This is a genomic window from Actinoalloteichus caeruleus DSM 43889, from assembly GCF_000429185.2.
GTDB lineage: Bacteria > Actinomycetota > Actinomycetes > Mycobacteriales > Pseudonocardiaceae > Actinoalloteichus_B > Actinoalloteichus_B caeruleus.
Genome location: NZ_AUBJ02000001.1, coordinates 885,089 through 898,255 on the forward strand (window position 1 = coordinate 885,089; position 13,167 = coordinate 898,255).

The window sequence follows — 13,167 nt, forward strand, 5'->3', positions numbered from 1 at the left end:
GCCGTGTGAGCGGTGGTTCCCTGCCCGAGGCGACGACGGTGGCGCGGTTCGAGGCGGTGGTCGAGGACGAGGCGCGGTTGCGGCCCGGGGTGGTGGAGCTGTGCCGCCGGTTGGGGATCGGGGGTGAGCTGGTCCGGTTCGCCGACGGGTCTTTGCCGGTGTACGCGGTCGGGGAGGACCTGGTGCTCACGCTGTACCCCCCGGTCCACGCCGGGGAGGCGGCGGTGGAGGCCGGGGTCCTTGACCTGGTGGCGGGGCGGCTGCCGGTGGCGACTCCCCGGGTGCATCAGGTGGGAGTCCGTGACGGGTGGGCGTACGTGCTGATGAGCCGGTTGCGGGGCCGGCCGCTGGGTGAGGTGTGGCCAGCGCTGTCCCCGGCGGAACGCCGGTCGGTGGCCGCTCGGGTCGGGGGTGCGCTGGCCGCCCTGCACGAGGTGGACCACCGAGGTCTGGACGTGCTGGGCCGCCTTGCTGGGAGGAGTTCCTCGCCGCCCAGCGGGCGGGTTGCGTGCGGCGGCAGCGGTCTCGGGGGCTGCCGGAGGCCTGGGTGGAGCAGATCCCGGACTTCCTGGACGCGACCCCGGTGCCGGCGGGGCGGCCGGTGCTGCTGCACACCGAGGTGATGGCCGAGCACGTGCTGGTCCGCCCGGGGGCGGCGGGCTGGGAGGTGTCGGGGTTGTTCGATTTCGAACCGGCGATGCGGGGAGCCGCGGAGTACGAGTTCGCCGCGGTGGGGCTGTTCCTGACCCGGGGAGATGCGGGGGCGTTGGCGGCGCTGCTGGCCGGGTACGGGCTGGACCGGGCGGCGGTCGGGCCGGTGTTGTCCCGCCGGTTCCTGGCCTACGCGTTGCTGCACGTCTACAGCGACCTGAGCACCTACCTGCGGTTGTTGCCTGCTCCGGAGGAGCCGACCTTGGCCTCGGTGGCCGACCGGTGGTTCGGGGTGGACTGACCCGGCACCCCGGTCGACGCGGGATGCCGGGACGTCCGGTTCGACCACATCGGGCCCGGCCGGGGCCCGTCCTGGCGGGGTGGTGTCCGGTCGGGGAGCCGAGGCGGGGCGGCACGCGGTTCCGGTGGTGGTGTCGCGGTGGGGTTCAGCGTCCGAAGTGGGCGCCTCCGTTGACGTGGAGCACCTGGCCGGTGAGGTGACCTGCTCCGGGGGAGGCGAGGAATGCGCAGGTGGCGGCGATGTCGTCGGGTGCGCCGGCGCGGCCGGTGGCGGTGCGGGAGATCAGGGTGGCCCGTCGCTGGTCGCTGAGCCGGCCCCGGAAGAACTCGGTGTCCTCGATCAGTCCGGGGGAGACGAGGTTGGCGGTGATGCCGCGGGGCCCGAGGCGGGTGGCGACGTCGATGGTCCAGGCTTCCAGGGCTGCTTTGGAGGCTCCGTAGGAGCCGGCTCCGGTGCGGGCCGCGATCGACCCGACCATGATGACGCGGCCGTCGTCGGCGAGTCGCGGGGTGAGCGCGGTGGTGACCAGCACGGCGGAGAGCACGTTGGTCGCGAGGTTGGCCCGCCATTCCCGCGCCAGTCCGGTGAGGTCGTCCTTGTCGTGGGCGGGCAGGTCGAAGCCGACGTTGCCGCCGGCGTTGTTGATCAGGACGTCGACCCGGTCGGGCAGGGCGGGCAGGGCGGCGGTCACCGCGTCGGGGTCGCTGGCGTCGAAGGCGACCGCCCGGGCTCCGAGGGTGTTCGCGGCCTCGGTGAGCACGTCGGTTCGGCGTCCGGTGATGGTGACCGAGTCGCCCTGGGAGGCGAACCGGGCCGCCACGGCGAGTCCGATACCGGTACCGCCGCCGGTGACCACGATGTTGCGCACCACACAAACTCCTTTAGGTCTAAACTAGTGGGGTGGCTGACCGTACTCCCGAACACGACACCACCGCAACCAGCGCCGGACCGGCACGGGACGACTCGGGCGGCGAGGGACCCGCGTCCGGCGTGGACGCCGACGACACCGGACGAGCGGTCGACGAGGTCGACCTGATCGTCCGGGCGTGGCGGCGGGAACGCCCCGGCGCGCCGGTGGGCTCCATCGGCGTGATCACCAGGATCTGGCGGGTCGCGAAGCTGTTGGACGACGAGCGGCGGCGCACCATGGCCAGGCTCGGCATGGACGCCGCCACCCGGGACCTGTTGAGCACTCTGCGTCGGGCGGGGTCGCCCTACCAGCTGGCGCCCTCGGAGATCGCGCGGCGCGCGCTGGTCAGTCCGGGTGCGGTGTCCCAGCGGGTGGCCCGCGCGGAGGCGGCGGGGCTGGTGCGGCGCCGGCGGGAGGGGCCGGACGGGCGGGCGGTGCTGGTCGAGCTCACCTCGGAGGGGCACGAGGTGATCGGGGGCACGGTTGACGAACTGCTGCGTCACGAGGAGTCGTTGCTCTCCGGGCTCACCGACCAGCAGCGGGAGCACCTCGCCGACCTGCTCCGCGTCCTGCTCGCCGACCTCACCGGCCGTTTCGGTCCCGGCGGTGCGGGGTGAGCCGGCGGGTGGCCCGGGGATTCCCGCCGGCCCGGTGCCCTACAGGCCCGAGGGGCGGGTGCGGTACCAGCCGGAGATCACCCGCACCAGGTGGGCCAGGTTCTGGGTGCGCATCACCGGGGAGAATGCGTTGACCTCGAAGTCGGCGCTGGCCTCGGTGCCGCGCCAGATGCTGGTGGCCGACACCGGGGCGTTCATGTGCGGGTCCAGCGCGGTGAAGAAGGTGGTGACCTCCTCGTCGTTCGCCTCGTGCTCCTCGATGAGGGTGTGGTGGACGCCGGCGAGGACGCGCAGCATGCCGACGTGGCCCAGCAGCGACTGCGATCGCAGGTCGAGTGGGGTGAGGGTCCCTTCGGCCACGGCGCCGAGGTCCTTGAACCCGTCGGTCAGGCAGTCCAGGAAGCCGTGCACCAGCTCGACGAGGCTTTCGTCGGCGAGTTCGCGTTCGCGCTGCTTCCCGATGCGGCCCGCGACGCCGACGGCGACACCCCGGGTCAGGTCCGCCACGTGCTCGGCGCCCATGAGGTTGGGGTTCTTCCTGGTCATCCTGTCCTGTTCGAGATCCACCTTCCCTGTGAGGAGCGCGTGGTTCACGACACGGTCGAGGATGCGGTTGGCCACCTTGCTGCTGTCGAAACGAGCCCGCAGTGCGCTGGAGATCCCCTTGGCGTTGTCCGCGACGTCGACGAACATCTGCCGCGCGAGCACAGTGCTGGGTTCGACGTCAATGTCGACGCCGATGGATTCCGATTCGAGTCGGTCCAACTGGACGCGGAGTTTCTGGCGGGTGTTCTCGAGGGTGGCGAGCGTGTCCTTCCGGGTGGTGCGTCCGATCTCCCGGTCGATCTTCGTGATCTCGTCCCCGAGGCCCTTGATTCCCAGGTGCACTCCCAGGATTCGGTGTTGGCCGTCGATGGTCGACAGCGGGGAGAGCGCCCCTGTCGCCCAGGGGATGGTCAGGTACCCGATGTGGCCGTTGGTTCCCGCTGCCTCCTCGAAGGAGCAGCCGCCGTTGTCCCGGGCGAGCAGCGTGGGAGCCACCCAGGTCTCCTGCTGGCGGATGTCGTCACCGAACGCCTTCGCGTGGCGGCTGTCCACCTTGCGGTTGTCCGGGTCGGGTTCATCCGGGTTGGGAGTGGTCAGGATGACGTCCAGACTGGTCAGGGGAATTCGCGTGGAGTGGACCGTGCGGCCGCCCTGCGGGGATCGTTGGGCGACGAACGTGCTTTCACGGCGGGGTCCGCTGATTCGGTCGGGTTCGATTTCCCTGGTTCCCCCTGGTATGTCCCATGCCCCCGGTGGGGGTGGATTGGCGGACGATCAACCTACCGCAGGGGGAGGGGCGGGGAACAACCCCTGCCCGCGTGGAGCGGGTACCTCAGGAATTGACTGGTCACTCGACTGTCGCGGTATTCCGTCAGTGGCCACCGGGTGGTGAGCCGTGGGGTCGAGGTCTTCTCCCCGGGCCGACGGTCTCAGCGCGGGGTGGTCGCGCCGGGGTCGACGGTGCGGGTTCGCACGAGGGCCTCGATGCCGTCGAGGACGCGGAGCAGGCCGAACTCGAAGTCGTGCGCCGGGTCGTGCGGCGCGCGGTGGGCGGTGCCGGCGGCGGCTCCGACCCGGGCGGCCACCGGGAACCGGTCGGGGTCGAGGACCCGGGTGAGGTGGGGGGCGTGCGCGGCCCACCACTGCTCGTCGCTCATGCCGGACCGGTGTTCGGTCCGCGCCGCCTCCCACGCGGCCCGGGCGGCGGTGCGCACGTGCCCGAGGACGAGGGTGAGGACCGCGTCCATCTCGACGTCGGTGAGGCCGATGCCGTCCAGGGCGCGGAGTTCGTGGTCGTACTTGGCGATGGCGTGCGGGCCCAGCACGGCACGGCCGGTGGCGACCTGCGCCAACCAGCCGTGCCGCTGGTAGAGCTCCCAGTTGCGCCGGGCCACGGCCTCGAGGTGCCGCCGCCACCCGCCGGGGGCGGGGGCGGTGAGGTCGAGTTCCCCGTAGACGGCGTCGACCATGGCCTCGACGAGTTCGTCCTTGCCGGGCACGTAGGTGTAGAGGGACATCGTGCCCACTCCGAGCTGGTGGGCGACGCGGCGCATGGACAGCGCGGCCAGGCCCTCGGTGTCGGCGAGGTCGACGGCGGCGCGGACGATGTCCTCGACGTCGATGCCCTGCCGGCCCCGCCGGCCGGACGGGCCGCTGGTCCTCCAGAGCAGGGCGAGGCTGCGAGCCGGGTCGGCGGGGCCGGGGTTCTCGGGGGCCATGAGGCAGGGATCGTAGTCGTGCGCCGGGGCGGGCGGGTCAGGTGACCGGCGCGGTGGGGGAGGTGGCGTACTGGGTGCGGTGCAGTTCGGCGTAGCGGCCCCCGGCGGTGAGGAGTGCGTCGTGGGTGCCGCGTTCGACGATGCGGCCCTCCTCGACGACGAGGATGGTGTCGGCGGCGCGGACGGTGGACAGTCGGTGGGCGATGACCAGGCAGGTGCGGCCGGTGGTCGCTTCGGCCAGGGCGTCCTGGACGGCGGCCTCGGAGGTGGCGTCGAGGGCGGCGGTGGCCTCGTCGAGGATCACCAGGCGGGGGGCGGCCAGCAGCAGTCGGGCGATGGTCAACCGCTGGCGTTCTCCTCCGGAGAAGCGGTAGCCGCGTTCCCCGACCACGGTGTCCAGTCCGTCGGGTAAGTCGGCGACGAGGTCGGCCAGGCGGGCTCGGCGCAGCGCGTCCCACACCTCGGCGTCGGTGGCCGAGGGGCGGGGCAGGGTCAGGTTCGCGCGGATGGTGTCGTGGAAGAGGTGTCCGTCCTGGGTGACCATGCCGACGGTGTCGCGTAGGGAGGCGCTGGTGAGGTCTCGGACGTCGACGTCGTTGATCCGCACGGCCCCGGCGGTGACGTCGTGGAGGCGGGAGAGCAGGTGGGCGATGGTGGACTTGCCGGCGCCGGAGGAGCCGACGAGGGCCACCGTGGTGCCGGGTTCGATCCGGAAGGACACCGAGCGCAGCACGGGCTGGTTCTCCCGTGTGTCGAGGGTGGCGACGTCCTCCAGGGAGGCCAGGGAGACCCTGTCGGCCGTGGGGTAGGTGAAGTCGACGGAGTCGAACTCGACTGCCACCGGCCCGGGTGGGGTGTCGCGGGCGTCGGGGCGTTGCCGGATGAGCGGCACCAGGTCGAGGATCTCGAAGACGCGTTCGAATGCCACGATGGCCGTCGAGATCTCGATGCGGGCGCTGGCCAACGCGGTCAGCGGCGCGTAGAGGCGGGTCAGCAGCATCGCCAGTGCCACCACCGCGCCGGGTTCGAGTTGCCCGGTCAGGGCGGCGACGCCGCCGACGCCGTAGACCAGGGCCAGTGCCAGCGCCGAGACCAGGGTGAGGGCGGTGAGGAACACGTGTTGGACCATCGCCGAGCGGACGCCGATGTCCCGGACGCGGTCGGCGCGGCGGGCGAACTCCTCGGACTCCTGGTGGGGCCGGCCGAAGAGCTTGACCAGGGTCGCGCCGGGCGCGGAGAACCGTTCGGTCATCTGGGTGCCCATGGCGGCGTCGTGGGCGGCGGCCTCCCGGCGGAGCCGGGCGAGCCGGGTGCCCATCCGCTGGGCGGGCAGGACGAAGACGGGCAGGAGCAGCACGGCGAGCAGGGTGATCCGCCAGGAGATGCCGAGCATCACCACGAGGGTGAGGGCGAGGGTGACGAGGTTGCCCACGACTCCGGAGAGGGTGTCGCTGAAGGCGCGTTGGGCGCCGATGACGTCGTTGTTGAGCCGGCTGACCAGGGCGCCGGTGCGGGTGCGGGTGAAGAAGGCGAGGGGCATGCGTTGGACGTGGTCGAACACGGCGGTGCGCAGGTCCAGGATGAGGCCCTCGCCGAGGCGGGCGGACTGCCAGCGGGTGAGCAGTCCCAGGCCCGCCTCGGCCAGGGCGACCGCGGCGATGGTCAGGGCGACCCAGGCCACGGCGCTGGCCGGGCCTCCGGCGGTGATGGTGTCGACGACGCGGCCGGCCAGCACGGGGGTCACCACGGCGAGACTGGCGGTGATCACGCTGAGCAGGAGGAAGCCGGTGAGGAGACGCCGGTGGGGGTGGGCGAACCGGGCGATGCGGCGCAGGGTGTCGCGGGAGAGGGGGTGACGGCGGTGCTGGCCGTGCATCGCGTGGTGAAGCGACGTCCACGCGGTCATGTCCATGCTCATGGTGTCTCCGAACGGGGTGGGGTGGTCAGGCCGCGTCGGTGGCGGTGTCGGCGGTCGGTGGGGTTCGCAGGGTCAGCACGACGGTGACGGCGACGGCGAGGGTCAGGGCGGTCCCGATGAGGGCCACCCCGTGGAAGGCGTCGGTGAACGCGGCTCGGGCCAGGCTGAGCAGGTCGCCGGCCAGCGGGGCGGGCAGGGTGTCGGCGAGGGCGGCCGCGGCGCCGAGGGTGTCCCCGGCGGCGGTGGCCGCGTCGGCTCCCAGGCCGCTCGGCAGGTCCGTCATCGCGCCCCGGTAGAGGGCGGTGCCGACGCTGCCCAGGACGGCGATGCCCAGGGCCGTGCCCAGTTCGCTCCCGGTCTCCGACAGCGCGGAGGCCGAGCCGACCCGCTGGGCGGGCACCGAGCTGAGGATGACGTCGGTGGTCAGGGTCAGCGTGGGGCCCAGCCCGAACTGGATGGCGGTGAACGCGGCGACCAGGACGGGTAGCCCGCCGTCGCTGTCGGTCCAGGTCAGGGTGATCAGGCCGGCCGCTCCGAGGGTGAGGCCGGCGGCCATCAGGACGGCGGGGCGGATCCAGCGCACCAGCAGCGGCGCGCACAGGGTGCCGACCACTCCGGCCGCGACGGCGGGCAGCATCCACAGGCCGGCGTCCAGGGGGGACAGGCCGAGGACGAGTTGCAGGTACTGGCCCTGGAAGAACATCACCCCCGACATGGCGAACACCGTGACGGTCTGGGCGAGAAGGGAGGCGGTGAAGGTGGTGTTGCGGAACAGTCCCAGGTCCAGCAGGGGGTGGGTCAGGGTGCGCTGTCGGCGGACGAAGACGACGCCGAGCACGCCGCCGGTGGCCAACCACACCAGGGACGTGCCGGTCGGGCCGTGTTCGGCGAGGTGTTTGATCCCGTACACGGCGGTGAGCACGGCCGTCAGGGACAGCAGGACGCTGGTCAGGTCGAGGCCCGCGGCGCGTTCGCCCCGGGTCTCGGGCAGCAGGAAGGGGCCGGTGGCCAGGAGCAGGGCCATGACGGGCACGCCGAGGAGGAACACCGATCCCCACCAGAACTGGTGGAGGAGTATCCCGCCGACCACGGGGCCGAGCGCGGTACCGGCGGCGAAGCAGGTCATCCACACCGAGACGGCGAGGGTGCGTTGCCGGGGGTGGGTGAACAGGGTGCGGATGAGCGACAGGGTCGAGGGCATGAGGGTCGCGCCGGCCACGCCCAGCAGTGCCCGGCTGAGGATCAGGGTGAGGGCGGTGGGGGAGAACGCCGCGAGCACGGAGGCGACACCGAAGGCGGCCGAGCCGATCAACAGCAGGCGCCGCCGGCCGATGCGGTCGCCGAGGGTGCCCATCGTGATGAGCGTGCCGGCGATGAGGAACCCGTAGCTGTCGGTGATCCACAGCAGTTCGGTGCCGGTGGGCGCCAGGTCGGCGGTCAGCGCGGGCACGGCCAGGTGCAGCACCGTCATGTCCATCGCGATGAGCAGCGTGGGCAGCGCGAGGACCGCCAGGCCCAGCCACTGCCGGCGGCCGGCGCGGGGGCCGGTGTGTGTCGTGGTCATCGGAGTTCCTGTTCTCGGAGTGGGGCGCGGGTTCCTTGACCGGCGCCGCCCCGGAACGGTAGAACCTGAACCAATCTTCAGGTCAACTGCGCGTGGTGGGGGATGTGGTGACAGTGGAGGGTCCACGGTGGGACCAGGACGAGCTGACGGTGGGCCAGGTGGCCCGGCGGGCGGGGGTGGCGGTCAGCGCCCTGCACTTCTACGAGCGGCAGGGGCTGATCCGCTCCCGCCGGACCAGTGGCAACCAGCGGCGTTACCGGCGGGACACGCTGCGCCGGATCGCGCTCGTCCGGGTGGCCCAGCGGGTGGGCATCCCGCTGTCCGAGGTCGCCGAGGTGCTCGCGTTGTTGCCGGAGGGACGGACACCGAACCGGGAGGACTGGCAGCGGATCTCCGAGCGGTGGCACCACGAGCTCAGTGAGCGCATCCGGTACCTGGAGCAGTTGCGGGACGACTTCACCGACTGCGTCGGCTGCGGGTGCCTGTCGCTGGACCGGTGCGCCCTGGCCAATCCGAGGGATGTGTGCGGGCAGGAGGGCAGTGGTCCCCAGCGGCTGCGGGGGTGTTCGGTGTTCCCGGTGGGGTTGCGGGGACCGTCCGAGTGCTGAACGGCCGGGGCGGGGAGAGCGTGGAGTGGACCGCGCCCGGGAAGGGAACGGGGCCCGGTCGCCGGGGGCGGGGTCCGACGGGGCGCGGGGTGGCCGGGTGGGCGCGCCCTGGTCCACGCCGTCCCCGGTGGCGCGGCGTCGGCGTTGACGGGCTCGGCCACCACCTGCCCGTGCCGGGCGGCGTACCGGAGGAGGTCACGGTCCCACGCGGCGGGATCGCCGGGGCGGCGGGGCTCAGCGGGCGGGGGCGGAGCCGAGGACGACGGTGGCCGTCACGTCCGGGGAGCGGGCGGCGGTGGCGTCGAGCCCGTCCGCCCGCAGGATGGCGACCGCGGGCCCGGCCTGCCGGTCGCTGGTCTCGACGAGCAGGTGACCGCCGGGGGACAACCACTCCTCGGCCCGCGCGCTGACCCGGCGCAGCAGGTCGAGGCCGTCGCCGCCGCCGTCGAGCGCGGCCCGGGCCTCGTGCAACCTGGCCTCCGGTGGGAGCAGGGCGATCTCCCGGGTCGGGACGTAGGGGACGTTGGCCAGCAGGACGTCCACGCGGCCGCGCAACCCGGCGGGCAGCGGGGCGTAGAGGTCCCCCAGGAACACCTGGCCGTCGAGGTCGGCGAGGTTGTCCCGGGCGCAGGACACGGCGGCGGGATCGATGTCGCTGGCGTGGACGCGGATCCCGGGACGCCGCGTGGCCAGGGCCAGTCCCAGCGCGCCCGACCCGCAGCACAGGTCCACCACGACGCTGCCGGGACCGGTCACCTCGGCGGCGCGGTCGACGAGGAACTCGGTGCGGCGTCGGGGGACGAACACGCCGGGGGCCACCCGCACGCGGCATCCGGCGAACTCGGCCCAGCCGAGCAGGTGTTCGAGGGGCAGGCCGGCGACCCGGCGGCGGAGGAGGGCGTCCAGGTGCGCCGGGGTGCGGGCGGCATCTCGCAGCAGGCGGGCCTCGTCCTCGGCGAACACGCAGCCGGCCTCCCGCAGCGCGTCGACGACGGGATCGGAGGGGGGTGGGGTCGGCGTGTTCGGCACAGGGCGCCTCCGGTCTGCCGAGCGGGTGGGCCTCACCCCCGCCGGACGCCGGCCCGGTCGGGCCACCGGCACTCGTCGAGTTGATCTTCGTGCGGGGGCAACTCTACTCCGGGGGTGGCCTCGGGCGGGCGCGTGTGGCGGGATGCCGACGCCGCCACCCCCGTGTCCTGGTGGGACGCGCGGGGCGGGGCCGTCGCCCCGGCGGGGCTGGCGGTCTCCCCGGCCCCGTCGAGGTCGGGGCGCCACTGGTCCTGCCCGGTGGCGGCCAGGGCGGGAGGCCGCCACCTGGGCGGACCACCGCCGCCAGGACCGCCGCCGGGCGGGCCCGGGGCCGGGACGCGGCCGCCCTCGGGTGTCAGCTGCGCTCGCGGTCCGCCCAGTGCGAGGGCCGTCGCAGACCGGCGGGGAGCCGGGTGGCCGCGTCGCCCCGGGCCGCGTCGAGCTGGGCCTGGATGAGGAACACGCCGTGCCGCAGGTCGGCGCCGGAGAGGTCCGCGTCCCGCAGGTCGGCGCCGAGCAGGTCCGCCCACCGCAGATCCGCGCCGCGCAGGTCCGCGGCGATCAGGTAGGCCCCCCGCAGGGTGGCGCCCCGCAGGTCCGCCCGCCGCAGCCGCGCCCCCATCAGGTCAGCGCCCCGGTGGTCGCGGCCGGCCACGGGTGCCTCGGCGCGGGCCAGGTCGCCGGCCCGCCCCAGCAGGGCACCGACCTCGGCTCGCAGCGCGGGCAGGTCCAGCCCCAGCAGGACCTCGGCGTCGGCGTCGGCCAGTGCGGTGGCCCGAGTGAGCACCGCGTCGAGGTCGGCGTGCACCGGGCGGGCGGCGGGCAGGGCCAGTGCGGCGGTGAGATACCAGCGCAGTTCGTTGAGCTGCCGCATCACCGGGAACACCGCGAACATGGGTCCGGCGACACCGGGGTCGCCCCGCCAGTCCCGCCCTCCGAAGGTGACCTGGGTGACCTGTTGGCCGGCTCCGAAGCAGTCGAAGACGGTGCACCCGGCGAACCCCCGGGGGCGGAGCTGGTCGTGGATGCCGCAGGCGTGGTCCTCCCGCAGGTGGGAGCACGGTTGGCCGGCGTCCTTGCTCACCGCGAAGTCCTGGGAGGCGGTGAAGGGGAGCGCGACGCAGCACAACCCGACGCACCGTTGGCAGTCCGCGCGCAGGGTCGTCTCGGCGGCGGGTCCAGGCGTTGGTGGCTCTGCCACGGATGTTCCCCTCTCCCCGGCCGGGTTCGGGAGGCCGGCGTGGTGTCGCGGGGGAGTCTGGCAGTCGCCGGGTGTCCGGTCGGGGGCGGGGCGTCCTCGGTGGCCTGCCCCCGACCGGCGCGGTGCCTCAGCTCAGGTGCGCGTCCAGGACGGGGATCAGGGTTTCCTCCTCGTAGTCCAGGTGGCCGAGCACCTCCCCGGTCAGCTGGTCCACCCGCTCCACCAGTTCGTCCCGGTCGAGGTCGGTGCGGTCCAGGACCGCCCGCAGTTCGGTGAGCGCGGCGGCGATCCGCTCGTGTTCCTCGTCCAACCGGTCCAGGACCGCACCCAACTCGGGGTGGCGGGCGCGCAGCGCCGGGAACAGGTGCTCGTCCTCCAACCGGTGGTGCGCGCCGAGCCCGGCGCACAGCGTCAGGCAGTTCATCCTCAGCTGGACCCCCAGGCCCGTGCCGGCCGAGGTGACCTCGGCGCGGACCAGGTCGAGTTCCCGGCGGAAGGCGTCGTGCACCATGCGCAGGCCCGCGCCGGGGGACGGCCAGGACGGCGGTCCGGGGAGTTCCCGCAGCGCCACCACGGGAATGGTGCGGGAGGTGTTCTCCTGGTACCGCGCCCATTCCGGGTCGGACTCGACGGCGCGGGCGAAGGCCGCGTCCCGTTCCGGGCCGCGCAGGACCTCGGCCTCCGCCTGGTAGGTGAACACCCCGTCCTCGACGGTCACCCGGGGGTGGGCGACGAGGTTGTGGAACCAGGCGGGGTGCCGGGGTGCTCCGCCGGCGGAGGCGATGACGAGGATGCGTTCTCCCCCGTCGGGCAGGTAGCCCAGGGGAACGGTGTGGGGGGCGCCGCTGCGCGCTCCGGTCGTGGTCAGCAGCAGGAGTCGGGTGCCGTCGACGGGGCCACCCACTCGGCCCTCGTTGGCGCGGAACTCCTCGATGATCGACGTCGTGACGTCAGGGGACGGGGACATGTGCGGTGTTCTCTCCCGGGGAGTCGAGGTGTGGCCGAGCGCCACACGGCAGGGGGCGGCCAGTGCGTGAACGCCCGACCCGGCGTGGCCTGGAGCGGCGGGGGAGCCGGGTGGGGCGCGGGCGCGCGGTGTCGGTCCCGTGCGCGGGACGGGGGGAACGGCGCGCGGAGGGGTGGAGGATCGACGGCCACCGTGCGGGGACGACGGCGGGGGCCGGCGACGGAGGGGCGGGCGGAGCGCGTGCCCGCACCGTGCTCACGCCAGGGCCGGGAGCCCCATTCGTGATTGGCCCATGGCCGACCCGGCAGTCACGATCATCACACTAGTAGATGATGGCGACCACTCAATCGGGTGGGCCGTTCCGGTGTGGGTACTCGGAACGAGAAGGGATCGGGTGCTCCGGGGCGCCGTCCTGGGTCGGCCGGCGCGCCCAGCCCGAGCCGGCGTGGTGTCCGGGCGGGAGTGCTCACCCCCCGGGCTGGCGGTCGCGGACGCCGCGGGGCGGAGGAGCTGGTCACGGGATATTCGGTGGTCGGGGTGGGCCGCCGGGTGGCACACTCCGCCGGTGCCGAGCCCGCGGGTCGACCTCCTCCTCCGTCAGCTGGACATCGCCTGGGCGTTGTTCTCCCACCACGTCCGCGATCTCGACGATGCCACCTGCCTGTGGGAACCCGATCCCCACTGCTGGACGGTGCGACCCGACGAGCGGGGCCGGTGGCTGCCCGACTGGCAGGTGCCCGAACCCGACCCCGTCCCGGCCCAGACCATCGGGTGGATCACCTGGCACCTCGGCTACTGGTGGACCACCACCCTGGAGCACTGCTTCGGCGCGGGTGCCCCGGAGCGCACCGACATCACCTGGCCGGGTGGCGCGGTGGAGACCGTCGCCTGGCTTGATGATCTCCACCAGCGGTGGCGGGCGGAACTGGGGCGGCTGACCGAGGAGGACCTGGAGGCGACCGACCGGGTCGAGGGCCTGCCCTGGGGCCGCGGGTTGCGCTTGGTCGACATCGCCGGCTGGGTCACGGTGGAGCTGACGAAGAACGTCGCCGAGGTGGGTGCGGTCCGGCATTTGTGCGCCCTGCGGTCGGCCCGGTCGACTTCCCCACCGGGGTGAGCCGCCTCCGGTGCCCTCCC

Annotated in this window: 13 protein-coding genes; 5 read left to right on the forward strand and 8 right to left on the reverse strand. The window is 73.7% G+C overall.

Features of this window, described 5'->3' with window-relative positions:
* Positions 1–5: 5 nt before the first annotated feature.
* Together G443_RS25295 and G443_RS25300 are read left to right on the forward strand one after the other, a co-directional pair.
* Positions 6–623: an aminoglycoside phosphotransferase family protein gene (locus tag G443_RS25295; RefSeq protein WP_308208820.1), complete on the forward strand. Its 618-nt coding sequence runs from the start codon at positions 6–8 to the stop codon at positions 621–623.
* On the forward strand, positions 509–952 hold the full coding sequence (locus G443_RS25300; RefSeq protein ID WP_308208821.1) for a phosphotransferase: 444 nt from the start codon (positions 509–511) through the stop codon (positions 950–952). Before G443_RS25295 ends, G443_RS25300 begins: the two co-directional genes overlap by 115 nt.
* A gap of 145 nt (positions 953–1,097) precedes the next feature.
* On the opposite strand, the gene G443_RS03465 is transcribed toward G443_RS25300, so the two are convergent.
* Complete coding sequence (locus tag G443_RS03465; protein WP_211237476.1) at positions 1,098–1,823, reverse strand: SDR family NAD(P)-dependent oxidoreductase; 726 nt, start codon at positions 1,821–1,823, stop codon at positions 1,098–1,100.
* 29 nt (positions 1,824–1,852) lie between these two features.
* On the opposite strand from G443_RS03465, the gene G443_RS03470 reads away from it, so the two are divergent.
* Positions 1,853–2,479: a MarR family winged helix-turn-helix transcriptional regulator gene (locus G443_RS03470; protein ID WP_103056705.1), complete on the forward strand. Its 627-nt coding sequence runs from the start codon at positions 1,853–1,855 to the stop codon at positions 2,477–2,479.
* A 39-nt stretch (positions 2,480–2,518) separates the two neighbouring features.
* On the opposite strand, the gene G443_RS03475 is transcribed toward G443_RS03470, so the two are convergent.
* From G443_RS03475 to G443_RS03490, 4 genes are all read right to left on the reverse strand, one after another.
* Positions 2,519–3,763, reverse strand: a complete 1,245-nt coding sequence (locus G443_RS03475) for a DNA sulfur modification protein DndB (RefSeq protein ID WP_026418061.1) — start codon at positions 3,761–3,763, stop codon at positions 2,519–2,521.
* A 191-nt stretch (positions 3,764–3,954) separates the two neighbouring features.
* Positions 3,955–4,743 (reverse strand): TetR/AcrR family transcriptional regulator, encoded by a 789-nt coding sequence (locus G443_RS03480; protein WP_026418060.1) that lies wholly within the window; start codon positions 4,741–4,743, stop codon positions 3,955–3,957.
* A 37-nt stretch (positions 4,744–4,780) separates the two neighbouring features.
* Positions 4,781–6,655 (reverse strand): ABC transporter ATP-binding protein, encoded by a 1,875-nt coding sequence (locus tag G443_RS03485; protein ID WP_211237488.1) that lies wholly within the window; start codon positions 6,653–6,655, stop codon positions 4,781–4,783.
* Between the two features lie 31 nt (positions 6,656–6,686).
* Complete coding sequence (locus G443_RS03490) at positions 6,687–8,225, reverse strand: MFS transporter (protein WP_026418058.1); 1,539 nt, start codon at positions 8,223–8,225, stop codon at positions 6,687–6,689.
* Between the two features lie 104 nt (positions 8,226–8,329).
* On the opposite strand from G443_RS03490, the gene soxR reads away from it, so the two are divergent.
* Positions 8,330–8,833 carry a redox-sensitive transcriptional activator SoxR gene (soxR, locus tag G443_RS03495; RefSeq protein ID WP_308208822.1) on the forward strand — a complete coding sequence of 168 codons (504 nt, stop codon included), beginning with the start codon at positions 8,330–8,332 and terminating at the stop codon, positions 8,831–8,833.
* A 234-nt stretch (positions 8,834–9,067) separates the two neighbouring features.
* On the opposite strand, the gene G443_RS03500 is transcribed toward soxR, so the two are convergent.
* The 3 genes from G443_RS03500 to G443_RS03510 all read right to left on the reverse strand — a co-directional run bounded on the left by G443_RS03500 (position 9,068) and on the right by G443_RS03510 (position 12,030).
* Positions 9,068–9,862 carry a putative protein N(5)-glutamine methyltransferase gene (locus G443_RS03500; protein WP_026418057.1) on the reverse strand — a complete coding sequence of 265 codons (795 nt, stop codon included), beginning with the start codon at positions 9,860–9,862 and terminating at the stop codon, positions 9,068–9,070.
* Positions 9,863–10,217: 355 nt separating this feature from the next.
* Entirely contained in the window at positions 10,218–11,063 is an 846-nt protein-coding gene (locus tag G443_RS03505; RefSeq protein ID WP_026418056.1) for a pentapeptide repeat-containing protein, read from the reverse strand.
* A 127-nt stretch (positions 11,064–11,190) separates the two neighbouring features.
* Positions 11,191–12,030, reverse strand: coding sequence for a nitroreductase/quinone reductase family protein (locus G443_RS03510; protein WP_016697946.1), 840 nt, complete (start codon positions 12,028–12,030; stop codon positions 11,191–11,193).
* A 565-nt stretch (positions 12,031–12,595) separates the two neighbouring features.
* Between G443_RS03510 and G443_RS03515 the strand changes: the two genes are divergently transcribed.
* Positions 12,596–13,147, forward strand: a complete 552-nt coding sequence (locus G443_RS03515) for a DinB family protein (protein WP_016697945.1) — start codon at positions 12,596–12,598, stop codon at positions 13,145–13,147.
* The last annotated feature ends 20 nt before the right edge of the window (positions 13,148–13,167 follow it).